The sequence below is a fragment of the Nonomuraea soli genome (genome assembly GCF_013761175.1).
Lineage (GTDB): Bacteria > Actinomycetota > Actinomycetes > Streptosporangiales > Streptosporangiaceae > Nonomuraea > Nonomuraea soli.
The window spans coordinates 903,896-924,393 of record NZ_JACDUR010000003.1; the positions used below are offsets into that span (position 1 = coordinate 903,896).

The following is a 20,498-nucleotide window of genomic DNA, read 5'->3' on the forward strand; positions in this document are numbered from 1 at the left end:
GATCGCCCAGGCATCCTTGGGGTCGAGGCGGATGGCTGTGGTGAAGTCGGCCAGCGCTTCCTCATAGCGCGCCATCAAGCGATAGGTCTCTCCGCGCATGGCGATCACCCAGACGTACTCGGGGTCGAGGCGGATGGCTGTGGTGAAGTCGGCCAGCGCCTCCATGTAGCGATCGGCGAGGTAATGTTGGTGACCTCGCACCCGATAGACATGCTTTTGGGCACTAGCGGGAAACCATGGTTGCTGGAGAAGGCCATCGAGAAGTTTCGGAAGATCGCCACTCTCCCCCTCCAGCACCAACTGTAACTGTCGGCCCCATGCGGCCAGGGGTGGTGCGTCCGCGTCCTGCCCCACCTGTACGACCATGTCGACCCATCGACGTATAGCCGCCGGCCCCTCGCCGTATGAATTAACGGCTAAATCAATAGCCTCCGGAAGGGCAATTACCGGGCCTGCGCATAGACGGTGATAACACTCCTCCAGAAGGTAGTCTTGCCAAGTCTCATCTCTCCGCCCGTCCTTATCGGACATTCCAAGTTGTATGCGCCATTCCTTGTAAGCATCCGCCAGTCTGCGATGGGATTCCTGCCACTCGTGACGCGATTGGTTACGAGCCAAACGAATCATGGGCTCGCGTACCAGGTCGTGATACCGGCAGCCACTGATCGTTTGTGTCACGAAGCTCTGGTTATACAGCCACCCGTATAGCTCTGCGGCATCGGTGGTCTCGTTCGGTAGCAGGGCAGCAATCTGGTCGCGGTTAACCTGCCGCGGCAAGGCCGCGGCCAGTGCGAGCGCGCGCCGAACTGGGTCGTCTTCCCACTGCAGAAAACGTTCAACGAGGCTACCTGAGGGATCATGGAGGTCGTCGGAGGACGTCGGCCCCTGCTCAGCCAGCATCGCAACTGCCAGTGGCAGCCCTCCGGACACGGCGAGGATTACCTGTATCACTTGTTCATCCACGATGCCCTTGCTTGCCAGGACTTGTCGTGCCTCCACATTGGTGAACGCCTCAAGCGCCATGTCCGTGAGCACTCCGAAGAAGTCGGTCCAATGGCTTGGATTCAGGGGATGGCGTCCGGCGACCGTGACGATCATGTTGGCTGGTGCGTCGCCATATCGGCCCGTCAATACATCGCGGAGCCAGCGATCCAGGTACGGGCCGGTTCGCTCGTATGTATCGAAGAATAGCGCCAATGGCTTGCGGAGTTGATACAACCCTTCCAGGAAGAGTGGGGTGAGCTCTTCCTCGGGCGAGGTGATCAGCCTCACGTCATCTCGTCTGTGTCGCTTCTGAAGAGCCTCTGCACGTAAACGATCGATGTTGTCGGCCACACTGGCTGAGTCCACAGCCTTGGCGACCACGCTGCCGCCTGGGATGCTCGCGGTTGCCGTCTCTACGGCCACACGCACTGCAGCCTTGGTTGCGAGGGAGGCAATCCCTTCGCTGGGGGCAGATCCCGCCTCTACTTCGTGCCTTCGCTTCCGATACGCTGCGTGGCGCTGACTGAAGCGCTTCATCCGGCCTCCCTGGCGTTCCAGATCCTGGGCTATCGCGGCCATTACCTCAACGACGTCATAGGACGATTCGTCGGTACCCGCAGTTAACCACTGCTGGTCAATTGCGGCTTGCCGAAGCCGGGCTAAGAGGAACGTCTTGCCCACACCTCCATCACCGTGAATGGTGAAAATGGAGCGCCGTGCCTCGTCATCCACTGGAAGCACAAGGTTATTTAGAAAGAACGCCAATTCTCCTTCCCTGCCTACGAAACCCGCACGCTGGCGCCGTCGCACGATGTCTTGGAAGGAGCGGGGAGCCTCCGCCATGATCACACCTCACCGCAATCCGGTATGCAACTCAATGCTCGCACAGGTGGTGCCGGTATGTCCGATAAGGATGTGAGACCTCCACATGTGAGCCCGAGCTTGGCCATGCTTTCTGATGCCCGAGGCCCTGTCGGCAGCACGTTCCCGATGGACCTGCCGTCGGAAGAACTCGGAGCCCATCCGACGCCGGACAGGCTCGGGATGATCGCGCAAGCGATGCAAGCCGAATGAAACGTTGGGTTCGGGTCCGATTGAACTGGCAACTCCGCCCACGATCTCTAAGGCGACGCGGCGCCGGTCCGCTGTCCCTGGTGTCCCTCGTGTCCCCGAAGGGCCTCTGAGCTGGCCAAACACTGGGCGCGTTTGAGGGACGGTTCGGGGACACCTCCGTGGACATTGTCCCTGGAGGGCGGTGGGCTGAGTGCCCGATCAGCTGAGGCGCTTCGGCAGATCCTGCTTACACTCGGACGACGGCTGAAACACTGGTCAACGGCGGCTAGCCAGCAGCACGCGACAGATTCGGCGGCGGAAGTCGTGGAACCGGCCGCAGAAGCCGGTGGGGTGGGCGTGCCGCTGCCTCGCTCGCGTCGAGTATCCCGATGCTTGGTGCGGCCGGGTGACCTGGGTCGGCTTCGGGAGCGCCTGGGCCGGAGTGGTCATCGGCTTCGGCGTCGTGAATTCCCGCTGAGTGCATGGCTCAACGAGGAGTTCCCAGTTCTGCGGGGCCTGTCCGTCTGGCGACAGGGAGTGGAAGAGGACATTAGCGGTAGCAGGGTTGGCATTCCGCACGGTGATCTTCATGGGGTCCAGCCCGGCGTAGACGTTCACGGATACCCGGCTGACGAAGTCAGAGTGACCCTTGAGCTCCTCTCGGACGATGTCGGCCTGGCGTTGGAGCTCTTCTCGATCAACCTGTGCTCGCCACTGCTAGAAGGCCACCGCAACCCCAAAAACTGTCGCAACGGCGATGAGAATGTTGATCCGGTCTGCCGGGGGCCGGTTTGAGAGCCACGTCAGTCCCGCCAGCAAGGCGATCATGCCGATCCATACGGCCCAGGCAGGCAGATGGCCGATCCCGAAGGGGAGATCCATGCCTAGCGCGAAAGATGTGCCGATGAAGGCGAGTGCATCGACGACTGCGGTGCCTAACGCGCTTAATGCGCCGAACAGGGCATCCCCAAGATCCGCAGCCATGATTGTCCCTTGAGGTTCCTGAGAACTTGTGGTGATAGATAGGCAACGGCGGTCATAGTGCCACGGATTCCCGGGATCGGCGGATGGCGTCAGCGACCGGCCATAGCAGCTGCGGATCTCGGACAGCCAGGAACCTGGCTCGCTCGGCTATTAACCGCCACCGCCAGGCACCGATTCCTTGGCTGACGAGCAGATTGTTCCTGACTCCGAGGCTTCCTAGCCGTCCAAAGTCCGCATAAGGTGTGGCCCGGCCTCTGGTTTCCCGGTGGGCCGGGCCTTTACCTCGTTGTCGGGAGACGACATTGCACTCCGATGCGCTGGGGCACTATCGCGTACTGGTGGAGGAGAACCTGAACGTGCCCTTATGCGTCACCTGGATCGAAAGCATGTCCGTCACAGAGACGCTTGTCACGGCGGGAGGGCAAGCGGGAGGGTCGGGCAGGCGTACCTTTGCGCAGACCGTCCAGGCGGCCTACGACGCGCTTCCCGGCTGGCCCGGAGCGGCAATAGCCGGAAGCCTCGGGTCCTGGACCGTCCTGGTCGAGCCCAATGGCTTTCAAGGGTCGCGTCCAGAGGTTCTGTCCCGGTTGGCACAACAAGGTCGAGCGCTCAGCGTGTTCTGGAACGCGAACGGAGACGGACAACTCGCTTACGCCGAAGACGCCCATGTCCTAGCCATGGTGGACCTGCTCGATCCCGAAGACTTCGAAGACCTTCCCCCCGCGCTGTCGGCCTGGCCCGAACTGGCAGAACAGGACGACCTCCGAAGCGCGGCCTTGACCTTGGGAGAACTGCTCACCGGCGAGCGCCTGGAAGCGCAGTGGCTGGACGCTGAGCACCAGAGCGCCATGCTGGACGCGTTCGCGGAACCGGCCGACGGCCCACCCGCTGCCCAGGACGAGCTCGACCATCTCGCCTACCTCGCCGGTGACCCGCGTGTGGCCGACCTCATCGCCGTCCCACACCCCGACCGCGCACGCGAGATCGCCGCCCTGGTGGCGGAGACCGCGTGCGAGTTGAGCGGCCTGCGCGAGCCGGTGGCCGATCGTGTCCTAGCAGCTTTGACGGGAGCGCCAAGCCCGGATGTCCTCGCCGAGCTCCGTGCCGATATACGCCTTCGCAGCCAGGAAATGCTGACCCGGAGTCCTGATGCCTCTGCTCCCACTCAGACGATCGAGCGCTGGCAGGCACGGTACCAGGCGTTGAGCGTGCTTGAAGCCGCTGTCGAAGAGGACGCACTGACTGCGGCGAGGGATGCGATCTGGCGGGTCGGCATGCTCCGACTGAACGACCGGGCGGGCCGCCGCGTGGGCGCGCTCATGAGCGTGCTGGCGCGGCTTCAGAGCTAACGGGCCGTCGTTACCCGCAATGAGCTCGGCGTCGTCGAGGGGGACGCGGTCGCTGACGCCGCTGGAGACCTCGAGGGCGAACGCAGAGTCCACCCGGATCGCAGCGAGGAACCGGCCGTCGGGGAAGAAAAGGAAGGACGAGATGGAACCGCGTTCGTAGGTATCGATGGTCGCGCTCACCGGTGATTAGGTCCTCGGCCACGGCTACCGGACGCGCTCCTACGCCTTGAGCGCGACGGCGGGGCCGGCACCCGCGCTAGCCGCACCCGCGCATCGGTCCGCCTGGGCTGCGCGCCGTATCGCCGGACGGGTCGGGTGCCGTACGCCGGGCCATCCCGCTCCAGGCACACCGCCTTGCCGCGTCGTTTCGGAGCCGGATCAGATGGACCCACGAAGATCTCCCGGGGAGACACGCCACGCTACGCGCGGCGAGGTCACTCGGCCTCACCGATGATCGAGTTTATTGCCCCTGAAGATCTTCCCCATCGGATCCTGCGTCACCGCACGACTCGGTAAATCGGCACATCCTCCTCGAGATCGGCCCTACTTCCGAGCGAGACGTAGCGTCATTGGCGTGGGAATCAACATTCAGGTAGTCCGCCACGAGCCTCCTGTTCGAGTCAAGAGCAAGGGCAAGCATCGGAAACGGACCGTGATCACAGTCCTCTATGAAGCGGTCGACTACGACGATGTGCTTCCTCAACTGCTCAACAGGGTGTACAACTCCAGTCGCACCCCAACCCTCGACCGTATCGACCCGCATGCCGATGTCGAACTTCACGGGGACGAGGTTCCCTGGCTGGTCGAAGAACTCCCTGAACTACTCAGGTTCGCCGACTCTGAATCAGATGGGCGGATGATCCATGAGATCGAGCGTCTTGGCAGACTGTGTCTCTCAACACCTGACGCTCGCATGCGCTTCATTGGGGACTGATCAGCTCCTCTAAACGAATCTCAGTGAGTGTCTGACCCGGGAAAGCACCATTATTGATCTTCCTGTGAGGAGCTCGTGATGAAGAGGTCTCGGGTTCGAATCCCGAAGGCGGCTCCCCGGTAGAAGGCCCTCTCGGATGATCCGGGAGGGCCTTCTTGATCTCCCCACAGCAACCGCCACTGACGATCTAGGCGGTTGGCGTCAGCCGCGCGGGGCGTACATGATGACGAGGACGCCGACCAGGCAGATTGCCGCTCCGATGACGTCCCAGCGATCCGGTCGGAATCCGTCGACGACCATGCCCCACGCCAGCGACCCGGCGACGAATACACCGCCGTAGGCAGCCAGGATGCGGCCGAAGTTGGCGTCCGGTTGGAGGGTGGCGACGAATCCGTACACGCCCAGGGCGATGACGCCGGCGCCGATCCACAGCAGGCCGCGTTGCTCGCGCACGCCTTGCCAGACCAGCCATGCTCCGCCGATCTCGGCGACGGCGGCCAGCGCGAACAGGACCAGGGAACGGATGATCGTCATGACAGGTAGTACAGCGCACGACTGGAGGGCGCGGCTGTTGGCCGTCCTCAAGCCTCACCCCAGCTCCCGCCGGTAGGCGTCGAGGACCAGCCCGTGGAAGTGGTGGACCGCGTGCTCCGACAAGCCCGAGCCCTGCGGGTCGAAGACGATCTTCCCCTGGGTGAACGCCGGTGTGCGCATGCCCCGTTGCACGCTCTCCACCAGCGCGATGTCCTCCACCTGCAGCACCTCGTCGATGTACCTGATGCTGTCGAGCTCCGCCTCGTTCGGCTCGGTGGTCTCCAGGTAGAAGTCCCAGATCTCCCGTGTGCGCTGTGGGCCGTCGGGGATGATCTGCAGGACCATGAAATTCCCCCTGCCCGGGTAGCGCAGCAGGCAGGTGTTGGGCCACAGCCACCAGACCGCGTGCTCGGTGACCGTGGCGCCCGAGACGTCGTAGGCGGAGTTCTCGGCCGTGCCCGCCTGGGCCATGTGGCTGGAGTAGATCCCGTGGGTGGTCACCTTGTAGGTGCTCATGTCGACCAGGGAGACGAAGTCCTTGTGCGCGACGTGGCAGTGGTAGCACTCCAGGAAGTTGTCGACGACGTTCTTCCAGTTGGACTCGATGGTGTACGTGAGGCGCTTGGCGAGGGTCAGGTCGGGGACGTCGGGGGCTCTGGACTCGATCTCCGACTGGAGGTCTCCGCTCTGCTGGGTGAGGGGAGGGGCGGACGGGTCGAGGTTGACGAAGACCATCCCGGCGAACTCGGTGACCTGTATCTGGTCGAGGTTGACGGTGGTGGGGTCGAAGGCGGGCATGCCGTCGGTGTTGCGGGCTCGACGTAAGCGGCCGGTCAGGTCGAAGTTCCAGGCGTGGTAGGGGCAGACGATGCTTCGCCGTACGCCTGAGCCGGTGAGAAGTTCGTGCGCGCGGTGTTTGCACACGTTGTAGAAGGCTCGCAGGGTGCCGGACTCGTCGCGGACGGCGACGATGGGCATGCCGGCGACGGTGGCGGTCACGTAGCTGCCGGGGTGCCGCAGTTTCTCGACGTGGCACAGCCACTGCCAGGTGCGGGCGAAGATGGCGCGGACGTCGATGTCGAACCAGGCGGGATCGGTGTAGGCGTCGGCGTGCAGGGACATCGAGAGTGCGGGGTCGGGGTGGTATCCGGCGGAGATGTGGTCGATGGCGGGGTTCATCACTCGGCCTCCAGTGATCGCCTCGGGGAGGGGCGATCACCTTCAGCATGCGATCTTCGACGGTTCGCGGCCAGTGCGGTGGCGTACCGAAGGGAGGGTTCTCCAGGGGGAACCCTCCCTTGGTGCTCAATCAGGCTCAGGTCAGTGAGCCTGCGGGATCAACGACAGGACTCGGGCGGGGATCGTCCAGGTCGTCCCCGAACCGGTCGTCAGCGATCTCTGACCACTCGTGATCAGCCACCTCTCGGCGGACGTCGGAGCCTTGACGATGGTGCCGTCGCCGATCTGCGCCGGCAAGCCGGCCCACACCCGGTTCGGCACCACCTGCAGGGGAGCGTCGCCGTACCCGGACTCCACGAGTTCGGCCATGCTCACGAAGGGGATCTTGGCGCCGCCGACGATCGCCGCCTGGCCGGTGGAGCCGGCGTCCTTGATGCGGGTGCCGTCGGCGATGCGGGTCGAGAGCGCCACCCAGACGCGGTTGGGGACGATCTGGATGGGCTTGTCGCCGTAGCCGGAGTCGTTCACCTCCGTGATGTCGTTGAAGGTGACCTTGGCGCCGCCGATGATGGCTGCTTGCCCGGACGAGGCGGCGTCCTTGATGCGGGTGCCGTCCGCGATGCGGGTCGAGAGCGCCACCCAGACGCGGTTGGGCACCATCTGCGTGCGTAGCTGGGCATAGCCGGACGCGGTCAGCTCGGCCATGCTCACGAAGGGGATCTTGGCTCCGCCGACGATCGCCGCCTGGCTGGTGGAGCCGGCGTTCTGGATGCGGGTGCCGTCCATGATCTGGTCGGACAGCGCCGTCCATACGCGGGTCGGCACGATGTGCGTGGGGGCGTTGCCGTACCCGGACTCCACGAGTTCGGCCATGCTCACGAAGGGGATCTTGGCGCCGCCGACGATCGCCGCCTGGCTGGTGGAGCCGGCGTTCTGGATGCGGGTGCCGTCGGCGATCTGGGTGCCGATGAGGTTGAACGCCCGGGTCGGGATGGCTCGCACCATGCTCGCCCAGTTGGTCCCGAAGCCGGAGTCGATGATCTCTTGCGGGCTGGCGAAGTTCACCCGGGCGCCGCCGATGATCGCCGCCACCGGCGTCCCCTGGCCCTGCACCAGGGTACCGTCAGCGGGAACGTTCGCCGGGATCAGGTTGAACGCCCGGGTGGGAACGGAGCGGACCTTGCCGGCCCAGTCGGCTCCGAAACCGGAGTCGACGACCTCCTGCGGGCTGGCGAAGTTGATCCGCGCGCCGCCGACGATCGCCGCGACAGGGGTGCCCTGGCCCTGCACCAGCGTGCCGTCAGCCGGAAGGTCCGGGCGGACCAGGTTGAAGGCGCGGGTCGGGATGGCCCTGACCCTGCTGGCCCAGTCGGCTCCATAGCCGGCGTCGACGACCTCCTGCGGGCTGGCGAAGTTGATCCGCGCTCCGGCGACGAAGACAGCGACGGGGGTGGAGGCGCCGCCGCCGGTGCCCTGGACCAGGGTGCCGTCGATGGGAACCTCGCCCAGCCCCTTGAACGCCCAGCTGGAGAGGATGGTCACCTTGCTCGCCCAGTTGGAGCCGTGGCCGGTGTCGGTGATCTCCTGCGGATTGGCGAAGTTGATTCGCGCGCCGCCGACCGTCATGGCCACAGGGGTGGCGCTGCCGCCGTCCCAGCCCTGGATCAGCTGGCCGTCGGCGGGTATGCCGTTCATGTGGTCGCGGGCGTCGATCGACCAGTTGGAGATCTTCGGGGGTGTCCCGCAGTTGACAGGTGCGGAGCAGTGCGCCTGGTGCAGTGGCGCGCCGCCCACGAAGATGTAGATGCGGCCGCGCTGGTCGATGGCGGACGAGCCGTTGCGGGGGGTGGCGGGACCAGCGTTGATCACCGCCTGCGTGGTTGGGCGCGACTCGGTGTTGCAGATCCCGTCACCGCAGGTCGACTGCCAGACCGGCGCCCCGCCGACCATCTTGTAGATGCGCCGGGTGTCGGTCGTGGCCAGCAGCGTGCCGTCGGCCAGGCCGACGACCGAGGTGACCGGCTGAGGCGTCGGCGGTCTCGGCGGGTTGACGGAGCTGCCGCCGCCCGGGTTGGGCCGTCCCTGACCGCCCGGCCGGTCGTACTTGAGCTCGTAACCGGTGCCGAGCGGGACCATCGCCGTGATGCCGCCGAAGAAGGTGTACAGAGGGGGCTCGCAGCCCGGCTGCCAGTCCACCTTGTACAGCTGGCGCTGGTAGTAGACGCCGAAGGTCGCGAGCATCGTGTGGTGCGGGGGCACGGTGAGCGTGGTCGTATAGGTCCCGGTCCCGGTGATCGAGTACGAGGCCGTCGCGGTCGCCTCGCCCCTCGCCTGGAGCTCACCGATGATCTTGCCGATGTTGATGCTGGACTCGATGCCGAAGGTGGTGCTGAGCGTGGCGGTGGCCGTCTCCGTCCAGGTGGAGCTGACGGCGAAGGTGACCTGGGTGTCGAGGGCCGGGATGACGTGGGTGGCGGCCTTCGGGATGTGGATTCGCCGGTCCTCGACCTTGCGGATGTTGGTGTAGCTGCAGGTGGGCGGGAAGATGGGCCAGCTCGCGGCCTGAGCTACGGCGGGCAGGCCGGCCAGGATGAGCAGGCCGGCTAAAGCGGAGCACAGTGCCGCAAGGCACGCTCGCGCAGGGTGCATGGTCACTCAATTCTGTGCGTACTCCATGGATCGGCGTTCACGGTAGGAGCCGCTCCCGCCAGATCGCTTTCAGCCGGACGTCAGGCTGGCGTCACGCGTCACGCTCGGCGCGCTGTCGCAGATGGCCAACGCCAATGCCAACGCGAATGGCAACGCGAATGCCAACGCCAACGCCAACGCCAACGCCAACGCGAATGCCGACGCCGCCGACGCCGACGCCGCCGACGCCGCCGACGCCGCCGACGCCTCGCGCCGCCTGGTGGGCTGCATGGTGCGTGCCTTCTCCCTGCCACCGGCGAGACGGCGCAGAGGCCGAGGACATATGGGGAAGCGCCCAGAGCCCTCCCGGATGCTCCAGGAGGGCCCGCGATCTCTGGGTGACGCGTCGGGAGACCTACCCCGCCGACTCCCACAGCCCGAGGACGTTGCCCTCCGAGTCGGTGAAGTAGCCGGCGAAGCCCATCTCGCCGACCTGCATCTTGGGTGCGACGATCGTGCCGCCCAGTTCCTCGACCTTCTTGAGTGCCGCGTCCACGCTGGGCACGTCGATGACGATCACCGGTGACTTGAAGCCCGACCACTCGCCGGTGCGCTCGAACATGCCGCCGTTGATGGCGCCGGGCTCGGTCGGCATGCCCTGGTCGTCGGCGGGTGCGGTCATGACCATGGTGTAGTTCATGCCGGGCACCGGGCCGACCTGCCAGCCGAAGGCCTCGGTGTAGAAGGCGCGGGCGCGCTCGACGTTGTCTGCGGGAATCTCGAAATGTACGACTTTGCCGCTCATGCTGTGAGCATATAACTACAGAATGTGATCACTCTGGTAAGGGCACCTACCTACTCACTAGTATCCGCGCATGCCAGATCTCCCAGACGTCGTCCTATGGTCGATACCGGCCTTTATCCTGCTAACTCTGCTGGAAGCGGTATCTTTCCGGCTGCACCCCGACGACGACGAGCTGGGCTACACCCCCAAGGACACCGCCGCCAGCCTGAGCATGGGCCTGGGCAGCCTGGCATTCGACCTGCTCTGGGGCATCATCCCCGCACTCGTCTACTCCGCGATCTACACCCTCACCCCGCTGAAGCTCCCCGTCGCCGCGGCCACGCTGCTGCTCATCCTCATCGGCCAGGACTTCTTCTACTACTGGTCGCACCGCAGCCACCACGTGATCCGCATCCTCTGGGCCTCGCACGTCGTGCACCACTCCAGCCGCCGCTTCAACCTCTCCACCGCCCTGCGCCAGCCCTGGACGGGCGCCACCAGCTGGGTCTTCTACCTGCCGCTGATCGCCATCGGCGTGCACCCGGCCGCACTCGCGTTCTGCGGCTCGGTCAACCTCGTCTACCAGTTCTGGATCCACACCGAGCGCATCGGCAAGCTTCCGCGCTGGTTCGAGTTCGTCTTCAACACGCCCTCGCACCACCGGGTGCACCACGCCTCGCAGGGCAGCTACCTGGATCGCAACTTCGGCGGCATCCTCATCGTGTGGGACCGCCTGTTCGGCTCGTTCGCCCCCGAGACCGAGAGGCCGGTCTACGGACTGACCAAGAACATCGACACCCACAACCCGCTGCGCATCGCCTTCCACGAGTACGCTGCCATCGGCCGTGACCTGGTCAGCGCAGCGACATGGCGAGAGCGAGGGGGCCGCCTGCTGCGGGCCCCGGGATGGCAGCCGCTACAAGACGCGGGGCAGCCAGAACAGGAGTCCGCCCGTGTTCCGTAACGCCTTCTGGGCCTGCTCGGCCATCCACCTCATCTCCCTGATCACCGGCCCGACCTGGCTGGAGTGGGTCACCAAGGCCCTGCTCATGCCCCTCCTCGCCGCCTGGGTGATCAGCCGCGGAGGCCCGCGCCTGGTCGTGGCCGCGCTCGGCTTCTCCTGGCTGGGCGACGTCCTGCTCCAGTTCGACGGCCTGTTCATCGCCGGCATGGGCGCCTTCGCCCTGGCACACGTCTGCTACGTGACCTACTTCGCCGGACGTCCCCGCATCGCCGTGGTCGCCGGTTACGCGGTGGCCTGGGCCGTACTCATGGCTCTGCTCTGGCCCTCGCTCGGCGCGCTGCAGATCCCCATCGCGCTCTACTCGCTCCTGCTCACCGCCACCGCGGTCATGTCGACGCGGCACAGTCTGGCCGCGGCGGTCGGCGGCGGCCTGTTCCTGCTCTCCGACACCCTCATCGCCGTCCGGCTGGCCGGGATCGACCTGCCGCTGGGCGGCGTGCTGGTGATGTCGACCTACATCGCCGCCCAGTACCTCCTGGCCTCCGCGACCTCCCGCCGCGATCACACGCCGGCGTACGGCACGGCGGCCGCACGCTAGGCGTCCCGATACCTGTCCAGGACCTCGGGAAGCGGCTCGAACCCGCCTGACCTGTACGTGGACACGGCGGCGGTGTTCGAGCTCGGCGTGCAGACCACCGCGCTGGGCGCGCCGAGCTCCCGGATTGCGGCGGCCGCGGCGACGGTGATCGCCTTGCCGTACCCGTGACCGCGGTGGTTTTCGTGAACGCCCATCGGCTCGATGAGCCCGGGCCTGCCGGGACCGGCCGACCACACCGTCACCGCCGCGACCGCCTCGCCCCGGCCGTCGAAGGCGACCAGGCACCGGGCGTCGGTGTACGGCAGGCCGCCCGCCATCGTGTGCCAGCGCTCGTCGGTGAAGGTCGACGACCCGAAGGCCGACCGTTGTACGGCAGTGCGAAGGTGTGCCTGCTCCGGCCCGATGATCTCGATGCGGACACCCGGATCCTTCACCGGTTCCGTGAGGTCGCGGCGCAGCGGAGTCCACGGCTCATCGGTGCCCCACCCCTGCTCGGCCAGCAGTTCCTGGATCAGCGCGGCCGTCGGCGCCTCGATGTTGACCTTGCCCGCGGGCAGGACGCCGCGCTCCGGCTCGATCACGTCGGCCACCAGCCGGTGTGCCAGCTCCTCGTCCCGCTGGAAGCCGGGCGCGATCGCCAGACGCAGCAGCGTGGCCCCGTCGAGGAGCCCGGCGGCGAGGATGCGCCCGTCCCTGCTCCATGTACGGACCGCGGCGGCCGTCGCCTCCGCGCCGAACCGCCAGAACCACCCCAGGTCACCCGGATGCAACTGGAGCGGAGCGCCGTTGACCTGCCACTCCCGCAGCGCGGCCACGACCTGGCCCAGCCCGTCGGCTTCCGGTGTGCGCAACACAATCGCCATGCGCCTGATCCCACACCAACCCTGCCGGGACACGCACGTGGTTTTCGTCGGAGCTGTGGTTTTCCACAGGTCAGGGCGGTGGCGCACCTCATTCCGCGTCGTGCGAGATCTCCATAGCGTTGATCACATGATGATCAATGTGATGGTGGCGACTGTGCTCGCGGCGAGCGGGCAGGTCGTGGACCTGCGCCCCGACCTGGACAAGATCGTGGAGGGCCAGGGCGCCACCGCCGCCCTGGCGCGCGTCTCCGACGACAAGCGCTCCCGGACGGCCAGCGTGGGCAAGCGTGACCTCCAACGCGGAGGACGACCGGCCGCCAACGGCTACTTCCGGATCGGCAGCGTCACCAAGACGTTCGTCGCGACCGTGGTGCTCCAGCTCGTCGACGAGGGCAGGCTGCGGCTCGACGACCCCATCGACCGGCACCTGCCAGGTACGGTGCCCGGCGGGGAGCGCATCACCGTCCGCCAGCTCCTCAACCACACCAGCCACCTGTACGACTACATGAGCGAGCCCGGCTACTCCACCAACCGGTGGCGCGGCGAGGCGCGCTTCCGCTCCTACCAGCCTCGCGACCTGCTCAAGGTGGCCTTCGCCAAGCAGCTGCCCGACGACGGCCGATGGCACTACTCCAACACCAACTACGTCGTCCTCGGGCTGCTGATCGAGAAGCTGACCGGCATGCCGTACGGCGAGCAGATCACGCGCCGCATCCTGCGGCCCCTCGGACTGCGCCACACGATCATCCCCGGAGACCGGGCGGGGGTGCCGTCGCCGCACGCCAAGGGGTACGAGCCGATGCCCGAGCTCGTGGACGCGACGAGGATGAACCCCTCGCTGGACTGGGCCGCCGGCGAGATGATCTCGACCACGGCCGACCTGGAGCGGTTCATGGGCGCGCTGCTGGGAGGCAGGCTGACCAGCGAGGAGTCACTCCAGGCGATGCGGACGACCGTCCAGACGGGGGCGGGTTTCGGCTACGGGCTGGGGGTGCAGGCGTATCCGCTGCCGTGCGGCACGGTGTGGGGGCACAGCGGGGAGCTGATCGGCTACCTGACCTTCGCGTTCCGGTCGGACTCGGGGAAGTCGCTGACGTTGTCGATCAACCCGTCCACGCGCAATCCATCGACGGAGGAGGTCATGGGGATGGCGGTCAAGACGTTCTGCGGTACGGCCTAGCGGCTGTCCGCGGAATCGGCGGGGCGGATGAGGCTCAACGCCCTCTGAAGGTCCCCGGCGAGTGCCAGCTCGCGAGCCGTCTCCGCCACGACCCACTCCCGCATTTCCGCGTCGGGCAGCGAGCGCGCGAGTTCCAGCGCCCGGGAAGAGTCCCCGCTCTTGGCGAGGTGGAGCGCGACCGTCGCGATGATCTCGGATGCGTGCCGGGCGCCGATCGCCAAGGAGAGCGCGCGGTCGGCGTCGCCCAGGGTGGTCAGCGCGTGCGCGGCGTCGACCAGCGACTGGGCGGGCAGGCGCGAGGGGTCGGCGAGGAGGTCGTCGAGTGCGGTGGTGGCCCGGCGGGTGTCGCCGGTCGTGGCCCACGCCCGTGCCAGGCGCGCCTGACACGGGAGGCGGACCTCCGGAGCGGACGAGATGGCTTCCGCGTGCAGGAGGATCTGCGCGATCGTCTCCGTACGGCCCGCGTACGCTTCCGCCAGCGACGCCAGGGCGCGGCACTGCTCCAGCCGGTCGGGGATGTCCAGCGCTGCGGCGATGGACTGGTCCAGGGAGGCGGGCAGGGGCAGGTGGCCGACGGCGATGGATTGGTCCAGGGAGGCGAGCTGGGGTAGGTGGCCGACGGCGAGGAGGGAGTCCGTGAGCTCGGACAGGAGCTTGTCGCGGTTGGCGGGCGCGGCGAGAGCGGCGGCTTCGGCGTCGTCGAGGAGCTCCAGCGCCAGGTTGAGGTGGCCCTCCGCCGTGCGGGCCCGGGCGACGGCGAGGAGGGCCTTGGCCCGGGGTTCCGGCTCCTCGATGGTGCGGGCGAGCGATTCCGCCTCCGCCGTCCTGCCCGACTGGGCGTGGGCCGCGGCGATGCGGTGGAGGGCCCAGGAGCGGCGGCCCGGGTCCGGGATGGAGCGCGCCCGGTCCTGCGCCTGGTCGTAGGCGCCGAGGTCGCACAGGGTGCGGACGAGGTCGGGCCAGGGGGAGGGCCAGCGGCGGGCGGCGACGGCGTCGGCACGATCGAGGAGGCCCGCTCTGGCCAGGGCCTGCACGAGTAACCGCCAGGCTTCGAGGCGTTCCTCCTCCTCGTAGAGGGTGGGAATCAGGGATTCGGCGCGCTCCAGGAGGGCGGCCGCCTGGTCAGGGCGTGCCGCCAGGGCGAGCTCGGTCAGGGCGTAGAGGTGGCGGATGTCGTCTTCGCCGTCGGCCGACAGAGCGGCCGTCACCAGGTCGTCCAAGACGCGGGTGCCGTCGGCCGGGGCGCGGGTGCCGTCGTCCATGGCGCGGGCGACGCGGATCAGGGCCTGTTGCCGGTGGTAGGCGCTGGGGATGGTGTTCGCCAGGGCCAGGGCCTCGTCCGGTCTGCCTGCCTGGGCCAGGGCGGCCGGCAGGTCGGGGTCGATCGGTGCCGCGGCCGGCGGCAGGGCTTCGAGGGCGGCGGGATGGCCCAGGCGGGCCAGGGTGATGGCGGCGCGGACGCGGCCGGCGGACGAGGCGATGGACTCGACGGCCGCCGCCGCGCGGTCGGGGTGGCCGAGCTCGATCCAGGCGGTGGCCAGGGCGAGCAGCTCCGTGTCGCGGGTGCTGGAGTTGGTGATGCCCCACGTCGCCACCTGGGCACGGTCGAGCTGCTCCGCCGTACGGGCCGCGTGTCTCAGGGCTCGGCTGCGGTGGGCGGGGTCGGTGATGTGCTCGACGATCTTCCTGGCCTCGTCGGCGCGCTGGGAGCCGGCCAGTTCCTGGGCGACGAGGAGGAGGGCGAGGTTGCGGCGCGGGCGGTTGGGGATGAGGAGCCTGGCCGTGGCCTGGGCGTGGTCGAGGTGGCCCGCCCGGATGAGGCTGTGGGCGAAGGCGTCCCAGCCCCAGCTCGGGTCGGGGTCGCGGCCGGCCACCGATGCGGCGGCGTCCAGGTCGCCTGCCATGATCAGGGCTTCGGCGAGCGCGCGCAGGCCGGAGGAGGAGAGGTCGGCTTCGATGTAGGGATCGAGGATCGGCCGGGTGTGGCGGCCTGCTCGGGACAGGGCCCTGGCCACCGATCCGAGGGCGCGGATCCGGTCTTCGAGGCGTTCGACGGCGTTGGCCGCTCGCAGGGCTCGGTCGATCGGGCAGATCACGGCCGTGCTCCGGGCGGCGTCGAGCTTCGCGACGGCGGCGTCGTAGTCGCCGCTCAGGGCCAGGACCTCGGCGGAGGCGTCCAGGGTGCGGATGCGCGTGACCGGGACGGGGGTCTTCTCCTGCACGTTTCCGAGCTTAGATCGCCCTCCTGCACGTTTCCGAGCTTAGATCGCCCTCCTGCACGCTCCCTGAGCTCAGATCGCCGACGATCACCTGTATCCGGTGGTGTCCGCCGGCTTGCCCGTGTCCTGGACCTCGACGATGTAGCGCCACGCGTCGGGCCGCGAGCCGTCCAGGTCCGTGAAACCGTACTCCTTGGCCAGGCCGCCGCTCGACAACGACCGGCCGTTCCACCGCGCGCGTTCGGGGTCGGCCGCGAGGGCCGCCACGGCCCGGCCGACGTAGCGCGGGGTTTCTGAGATGGCGAAATGCGGCTCCCGCGCGATCGCGTCACGCCATGTCGGCTCGGTCACGCCGAAGTGGTCGAGCATGTTCTCCGAGCGCATCCAGCCGGGGGTCAGCGAGACGGCGGTGGCGCCGTACTTCTCCAGGTCCTTCGCGTGCTGCCAGGCCATGCGGTTCACGGCGACCTTGGCCAGGTCGTAGAAGGGGGAGTTGCGGTAATGGTCGGTGTTGTACTCGGTCGTACCGTCGGTGACCTCGACCACCAAGCCGCCGGGGCGCTCGATGAGCAACGGCAGGGCGTAGTGGCTGGTGACGAGGTGGGTGTCGATGGCCAGTCGCAGCAGGCGCAGGCCGTTGTCGAGGTCGTGCTCCCAGACCGTCCTGTCGAACTCGAAGAGGTGCTCGCCGCCCCAGATGTCGTTGACGAGCACGTCGAGCCGTCCCTGCTCGTCGCGGATGCGGTCGACCAGGGCGCGGACGTCGTCCTTGACGAGGTGGTCGGCGGGTACGGCGATGCCGACGCCGCCCAGGCTGTCGACGAGTTCGGCGGTGTCCTCGATGGTCTCCGGCCTGCCGTACTCCGAGGCGTGGTCGCGGGTGGTGCGGCCGGTCACGTAGACGGTCGCTCCCGCGGCGCCCAGTTCGGCGGCGATGCCGCGGCCCGCTCCTCGGGTGGCTCCGGCGACGAGGGCGACCTTGCCTGTGAGGTTCATGCCTTATTTATAAACGAACATTCGGTTATAATGCAAAGGTGGCACGGACCAAGACCCTGAGTGATGACGAGGTGCTCGACTCCGCCCTCGCGCTGGTGCACGAAGGCGGCGTGGGCGAGCTCACGTTCGCGGCCCTCGCGGGCCGGTGCGGCTTGTCGGCGGCGACGCTGGTGCAGCGGTTCGCGAACAAGAAGGTGCTCGTCCAGCGCACGCTGCTGCACGCCTGGGACCGGCTCGACGCGCTGACCAGGGACCTGGCGGCGACGGCGCCGCACACGCCCGCGGGGGCGATCGAGCTGCTCGTCGGGCTGTCCGGGCAGTACGAAGGGGTGGAGGCGTACGGGGAGGGGCTGCTGCTGCTCCGGGAGGACGTGCGCGATCCGGCGCTCCGGGCGCGGGGGGTCGCGTGGGAGGAGGAGCTGACGGCGGCGCTCGATGCCAGGCTCGCGGGCGACGGCGCCGGGAGCGCGCTGGCGGCGCAGTGGCAGGGGTCGCTCACCTGGTGGGCTTTTCGGGCGGACCGGCCGTTGGGGGAGTATCTGACCGAGAGGCTGGGGGCGTTTCTCGCCATGGTCGGCGAGGGCGATCTCCCCTAGCATGGCCGCCATGTCCTGGTTTGACGCGCTGCCCATGGCCCCGCGCTACGGCCTGATCACGGTTGCGGTCGTGGGATACGTCGGAGGCCTGGCGGTCCTTCTGGGCGAACCGCCGTCGCAGCTCTCCGCGTCGCTTCTGATCCTCGTCTTCGCGATTTCCGGCGCAGTCGTCTTCCACAGCGTGCCGTGGGTGAGGGCCAGGATCGGCCGGGGATCGCAACTGCTTCTCGGCTTCTTCCTGGTGTACAAATCCCTGTCCGGCGAGTTCAGCGGGTCCGTCTTCCGGGCCGTCGCTCTCCTCGCCGGAACAGCGATACTCCTCCACCTCGCAGCTCTCGCGGTGATCAGAGATCAGCAGCTGCGCAAGGCTGTCACAAAAGGATGAACGAGAAATCCCGGTGAGTCTTGCGGTTCAACGGGATGTCGATCTTGACACGCGCGGCGATCTCGCCGCGCGAGATCCCCAGCCCCTGACCGATGAGCCGGTCAGGCCGCACAGGGATCGGGTCGTGGAAGGTGACCGACACCTGCACCGGCCACGGGCTCTCCGGCGGGGGCGAGTGAACGAACTCCCAGCACCCGTCCCACAGCAGCGTGAACCGGTTGCGCCGGCCCACGAGCGGGTCGAACAGGAACGCGGTCACGAGCTCCGGTGCGTTGTCGGAGTAGCCGTCGAGCAGTCCCGGCGCGAGTGACCGGACCGAGACGCGCTCGTGGACGGTGAGCTTGCGTGTCCAGTCGCAGTTCACGCAGTGGACCAGGAGCCAGATGTCGAGCAACTTGCCGTTGGCGTTGACGCGGAAGCGGCCGTCGCCGACGTGGGCTGTTTCGCAGCCGCAGTCGACGCAGCGCAGGGCCAGCAGGGGCAGGCGGGTACGGCGTACGGCCCAGGGCAGCACGATATGAAGACGTGAAGACATGATCTCTCTGAAGACCTGACGTTGGGCATGCGGAAGGAACGCGTCGCATGCGACGGAGCGGGGTCAGGTCTACAGAGCAGGCGGCGTCACGCGGGTGAAGTCCTCACGAGGTCGAGTCCGATACGGGCACCTTAGAAGCGTCCCTCGGCGACGGGCCAGTCATTTTCCGACGGTGCAGGCTCCACCGTCGATGACCGCTCGGGGTGAAGGTGCGCAGAAGGCGCCGCGCCCAGGTGGTGGCTGGTCGCGCTCGTCCCGATGGCCTTCTTTCCTGGGGATGGCGGGCTGACGTCACATTCGGCCTGCTCCCTTCGTCAGACAAGAATGTGAGGATGATGACGGAAACAGAGCAGTTCGAAGCCACCCGGGACCACCTGAACGCCGTGGCGTACCGGATGCTCGGCTCGCTCTCCGAGGCCGAGGACGCGGTGCAGGAGACGTGGATCCGGCTGAGCCGTACGGACGTCAGTGATGTGGAGAACCTGCCCGGCTGGCTGACGACGGTGGTGGGGCGCGTGTGCCTCGACATGCTCCGCGCCCGCACCTCCCGGCGCGAGGACTACGTGCCGGAACCGGTCGTGGGCGCCGTCGACGGGGTCGATCCCGAGCAGGAGGTGTTGCTGGCCGACTCGGTGGGCCTGGCGATGATGGTGGTGCTTGACGCGCTGTCTCCGGCCGAGCGGCTGGCGTTCGTGTTGCACGACATGTTCGCGGTGCCGTTCGACGACATCGCCCCGATCGTGCAGCGCAACGTCGCGGCGACCAGGCAGCTGGCCAGCCGGGCGCGCAAGCGGGTGCAGGACGCGCGTGCCGTACCCGACCCGGACGCCGGGCTGCAGCGCGAGGTCGTCTCCGCCTTCCTGGCCGCCTCGCGCGCCGGCGACTTCGAGGCGCTGGTCGCGCTGCTGGACCCGGAGGTGGTGCTGCGTGTCGACTACGGCGAGCTGGGCGTCTCGCGGCTGGTGCGCGGCGCCGACGCGGTGGCCGCGCAGGCTTCCCTGCACAGGGGCCAGGCGCAGTACGGCAGGCTCGCGCTGGTCAACGGGGGCCTCGGCACGATCACGATCAAGGACGGCGAGGTCATCGCGATACTGGGCTTCACCGTGGCGGGCGGGAAGGTCGTCCAGATGAACATCCTGGCCGATACAGAACGTCTTGCGAAGATAGACGTTTCTGCCCTGAACTGAGGGGATGAAGGTCATCGCCGTGCTCGTCGCCGCATTCGTCGCCTTCGCCGGATGCGGCGCCGACACGGGGCCGGGCACCGGGCCGGTCAACGCCGACGACGTGATGTTCCTGCAGATGATGATCCCGCACCACAAGCAGGGGGTCGAGCTCGCCAGGCTGACCCGGCAGCGGGCGGGCAACGAGGAGCTCAGGACCCTCGCCGCGGCGATCGAGAGCACGCAGAGCGGCGAGGTCGCGACCATGGGACGGTGGCTGCAGGAGTGGGAGCAGCCGCTGGCCGCGCCGAGCGACGCGCACGGCGGGCATGACGTGCCCGAGACCGACAAGGAGCAGATCGCGGCCCTGCGCGGCTCGACGCGGTTCGACCGGGACGCGCTGAACCTGCTGATCGCGCATCAGGACGACGCGGTGCAGCTGGCCTACAAGGAGGGGTTCGCGGGGGCCAATCCCGAGGTGAAGGCCTGGGCCAAGCAGGTCGAGCAGTCACGGAAGGAGCAGGTGAGAATCATGCTCGATTTGTTGAAGAAAGTGCCCTAATATCCGCA

20 protein-coding genes are annotated in these 20,498 nt (G+C 67.6%); 9 read left to right on the forward strand and 11 right to left on the reverse strand.

Annotation, left to right across the window (positions count from 1 at the left end):
* Positions 1-1,827: AAA family ATPase (locus tag HNR30_RS17170; RefSeq protein WP_181610833.1), on the reverse strand; the 1,827-nt coding region annotated here is incomplete at its 3' end.
* A 927-nt stretch (positions 1,828-2,754) separates the two neighbouring features.
* Positions 2,755-3,021, reverse strand: a complete 267-nt coding sequence (locus HNR30_RS17175) for a hypothetical protein (RefSeq protein WP_181610834.1) — start codon at positions 3,019-3,021, stop codon at positions 2,755-2,757.
* 338 nt (positions 3,022-3,359) lie between these two features.
* Here HNR30_RS17175 and HNR30_RS17180 point away from each other — a divergent pair, with 338 nt between their 5' ends.
* Together HNR30_RS17180 and HNR30_RS17185 are read left to right on the forward strand one after the other, a co-directional pair.
* Complete coding sequence (locus HNR30_RS17180) at positions 3,360-4,370, forward strand: DUF6461 domain-containing protein (protein WP_181610835.1); 1,011 nt, start codon at positions 3,360-3,362, stop codon at positions 4,368-4,370.
* A gap of 574 nt (positions 4,371-4,944) precedes the next feature.
* Positions 4,945-5,304 carry a hypothetical protein gene (locus HNR30_RS17185; protein ID WP_181610836.1) on the forward strand — a complete coding sequence of 120 codons (360 nt, stop codon included), beginning with the start codon at positions 4,945-4,947 and terminating at the stop codon, positions 5,302-5,304.
* Between the two features lie 201 nt (positions 5,305-5,505).
* Here HNR30_RS17185 and HNR30_RS17190 read toward each other — a convergent pair whose 3' ends face one another.
* The 5 genes from HNR30_RS17190 to HNR30_RS17210 all read right to left on the reverse strand — a co-directional run bounded on the left by HNR30_RS17190 (position 5,506) and on the right by HNR30_RS17210 (position 10,450).
* Entirely contained in the window at positions 5,506-5,838 is a 333-nt protein-coding gene (locus tag HNR30_RS17190) for a YnfA family protein (RefSeq protein ID WP_181610837.1), read from the reverse strand.
* 54 nt (positions 5,839-5,892) lie between these two features.
* On the reverse strand, positions 5,893-7,017 hold the full coding sequence (locus HNR30_RS17195; RefSeq protein ID WP_220133619.1) for an aromatic ring-hydroxylating oxygenase subunit alpha: 1,125 nt from the start codon (positions 7,015-7,017) through the stop codon (positions 5,893-5,895).
* A 141-nt stretch (positions 7,018-7,158) separates the two neighbouring features.
* Positions 7,159-9,666: a hypothetical protein gene (locus HNR30_RS17200; RefSeq protein ID WP_181610838.1), complete on the reverse strand. Its 2,508-nt coding sequence runs from the start codon at positions 9,664-9,666 to the stop codon at positions 7,159-7,161.
* A 69-nt stretch (positions 9,667-9,735) separates the two neighbouring features.
* A complete protein-coding gene (locus HNR30_RS17205; RefSeq protein ID WP_181610839.1) occupies positions 9,736-9,936 on the reverse strand; it encodes a hypothetical protein in 201 nt (66 codons plus the stop codon).
* 124 nt (positions 9,937-10,060) lie between these two features.
* The gene (locus tag HNR30_RS17210) at positions 10,061-10,450 is read right to left on the reverse strand and encodes a VOC family protein (protein WP_181610840.1); all 390 of its coding nucleotides are present in this window, start codon (positions 10,448-10,450) and stop codon (positions 10,061-10,063) included.
* A 70-nt stretch (positions 10,451-10,520) separates the two neighbouring features.
* On the opposite strand from HNR30_RS17210, the gene HNR30_RS17215 reads away from it, so the two are divergent.
* Together HNR30_RS17215 and HNR30_RS17220 are read left to right on the forward strand one after the other, a co-directional pair.
* Complete coding sequence (locus tag HNR30_RS17215; protein ID WP_181610841.1) at positions 10,521-11,393, forward strand: sterol desaturase family protein; 873 nt, start codon at positions 10,521-10,523, stop codon at positions 11,391-11,393.
* Complete coding sequence (locus tag HNR30_RS17220) at positions 11,383-11,991, forward strand: lysoplasmalogenase (RefSeq protein WP_220133620.1); 609 nt, start codon at positions 11,383-11,385, stop codon at positions 11,989-11,991. The genes HNR30_RS17215 and HNR30_RS17220 overlap by 11 nt, the downstream gene beginning before the upstream one ends.
* On the opposite strand, the gene HNR30_RS17225 is transcribed toward HNR30_RS17220, so the two are convergent.
* A complete protein-coding gene (locus HNR30_RS17225) occupies positions 11,988-12,854 on the reverse strand; it encodes a GNAT family N-acetyltransferase (RefSeq protein WP_181610842.1) in 867 nt (288 codons plus the stop codon). The two genes, HNR30_RS17220 and HNR30_RS17225, sit on opposite strands and share 4 nt — an antisense overlap.
* Positions 12,855-12,981: 127 nt before the next feature.
* On the opposite strand from HNR30_RS17225, the gene HNR30_RS17230 reads away from it, so the two are divergent.
* Positions 12,982-14,034: a serine hydrolase domain-containing protein gene (locus HNR30_RS17230; protein ID WP_181610843.1), complete on the forward strand. Its 1,053-nt coding sequence runs from the start codon at positions 12,982-12,984 to the stop codon at positions 14,032-14,034.
* On the opposite strand, the gene HNR30_RS17235 is transcribed toward HNR30_RS17230, so the two are convergent.
* Complete coding sequence (locus HNR30_RS17235; RefSeq protein WP_181610844.1) at positions 14,031-16,256, reverse strand: hypothetical protein; 2,226 nt, start codon at positions 16,254-16,256, stop codon at positions 14,031-14,033. The two genes, HNR30_RS17230 and HNR30_RS17235, sit on opposite strands and share 4 nt — an antisense overlap.
* 84 nt (positions 16,257-16,340) lie before the next feature.
* The gene (locus tag HNR30_RS17240) at positions 16,341-17,249 is read right to left on the reverse strand and encodes an SDR family oxidoreductase (protein WP_181610845.1); all 909 of its coding nucleotides are present in this window, start codon (positions 17,247-17,249) and stop codon (positions 16,341-16,343) included.
* A 38-nt stretch (positions 17,250-17,287) separates the two neighbouring features.
* On the opposite strand from HNR30_RS17240, the gene HNR30_RS17245 reads away from it, so the two are divergent.
* Complete coding sequence (locus tag HNR30_RS17245; RefSeq protein WP_181610846.1) at positions 17,288-17,845, forward strand: TetR/AcrR family transcriptional regulator; 558 nt, start codon at positions 17,288-17,290, stop codon at positions 17,843-17,845.
* A 1-nt stretch (position 17,846) separates the two neighbouring features.
* A complete protein-coding gene (locus HNR30_RS17250; RefSeq protein WP_181610847.1) occupies positions 17,847-18,230 on the forward strand; it encodes a hypothetical protein in 384 nt (127 codons plus the stop codon).
* Here the strand turns inward: HNR30_RS17250 and HNR30_RS17255 are convergent.
* Positions 18,217-18,765: a DUF1062 domain-containing protein gene (locus tag HNR30_RS17255; protein WP_181610848.1), complete on the reverse strand. Its 549-nt coding sequence runs from the start codon at positions 18,763-18,765 to the stop codon at positions 18,217-18,219. The genes HNR30_RS17250 and HNR30_RS17255 overlap by 14 nt on opposite strands.
* A gap of 332 nt (positions 18,766-19,097) precedes the next feature.
* Between HNR30_RS17255 and HNR30_RS17260 the strand changes: the two genes are divergently transcribed.
* Positions 19,098-19,952, forward strand: a complete 855-nt coding sequence (locus HNR30_RS17260) for a sigma factor (protein ID WP_312894459.1) — start codon at positions 19,098-19,100, stop codon at positions 19,950-19,952.
* A gap of 4 nt (positions 19,953-19,956) precedes the next feature.
* Positions 19,957-20,490 carry a DUF305 domain-containing protein gene (locus HNR30_RS17265; RefSeq protein WP_181610849.1) on the forward strand — a complete coding sequence of 178 codons (534 nt, stop codon included), beginning with the start codon at positions 19,957-19,959 and terminating at the stop codon, positions 20,488-20,490.
* Positions 20,491-20,498 lie beyond the last annotated feature (8 nt).

Coding starts and splice junctions, on each gene's coding strand:
- HNR30_RS17175 (WP_181610834.1), bottom strand. CDS start 3,021: ATGGCTGCGGATCTTGGGGATGCCCTGTTCGGCGCATTAAGCGCGTTA.
- HNR30_RS17250 (WP_181610847.1), top strand. CDS start 17,847: ATGGCCGCCATGTCCTGGTTTGACGCGCTGCCCATGGCCCCGCGCTAC.
- HNR30_RS17265 (WP_181610849.1), top strand. CDS start 19,957: ATGAAGGTCATCGCCGTGCTCGTCGCCGCATTCGTCGCCTTCGCCGGA.
- HNR30_RS17195 (WP_220133619.1), bottom strand. CDS start 7,017: ATGAACCCCGCCATCGACCACATCTCCGCCGGATACCACCCCGACCCC.
- HNR30_RS17190 (WP_181610837.1), bottom strand. CDS start 5,838: ATGACGATCATCCGTTCCCTGGTCCTGTTCGCGCTGGCCGCCGTCGCC.
- HNR30_RS17200 (WP_181610838.1), bottom strand. CDS start 9,666: ATGCACCCTGCGCGAGCGTGCCTTGCGGCACTGTGCTCCGCTTTAGCC.
- HNR30_RS17205 (WP_181610839.1), bottom strand. CDS start 9,936: ATGCAGCCCACCAGGCGGCGCGAGGCGTCGGCGGCGTCGGCGGCGTCG.
- HNR30_RS17225 (WP_181610842.1), bottom strand. CDS start 12,854: ATGGCGATTGTGTTGCGCACACCGGAAGCCGACGGGCTGGGCCAGGTC.
- HNR30_RS17230 (WP_181610843.1), top strand. CDS start 12,982: ATGATGATCAATGTGATGGTGGCGACTGTGCTCGCGGCGAGCGGGCAG.
- HNR30_RS17215 (WP_181610841.1), top strand. CDS start 10,521: ATGCCAGATCTCCCAGACGTCGTCCTATGGTCGATACCGGCCTTTATC.
- HNR30_RS17240 (WP_181610845.1), bottom strand. CDS start 17,249: ATGAACCTCACAGGCAAGGTCGCCCTCGTCGCCGGAGCCACCCGAGGA.
- HNR30_RS17260 (WP_312894459.1), top strand. CDS start 19,098: ATGATGACGGAAACAGAGCAGTTCGAAGCCACCCGGGACCACCTGAAC.
- HNR30_RS17255 (WP_181610848.1), bottom strand. CDS start 18,765: ATGTCTTCACGTCTTCATATCGTGCTGCCCTGGGCCGTACGCCGTACC.
- HNR30_RS17210 (WP_181610840.1), bottom strand. CDS start 10,450: ATGAGCGGCAAAGTCGTACATTTCGAGATTCCCGCAGACAACGTCGAG.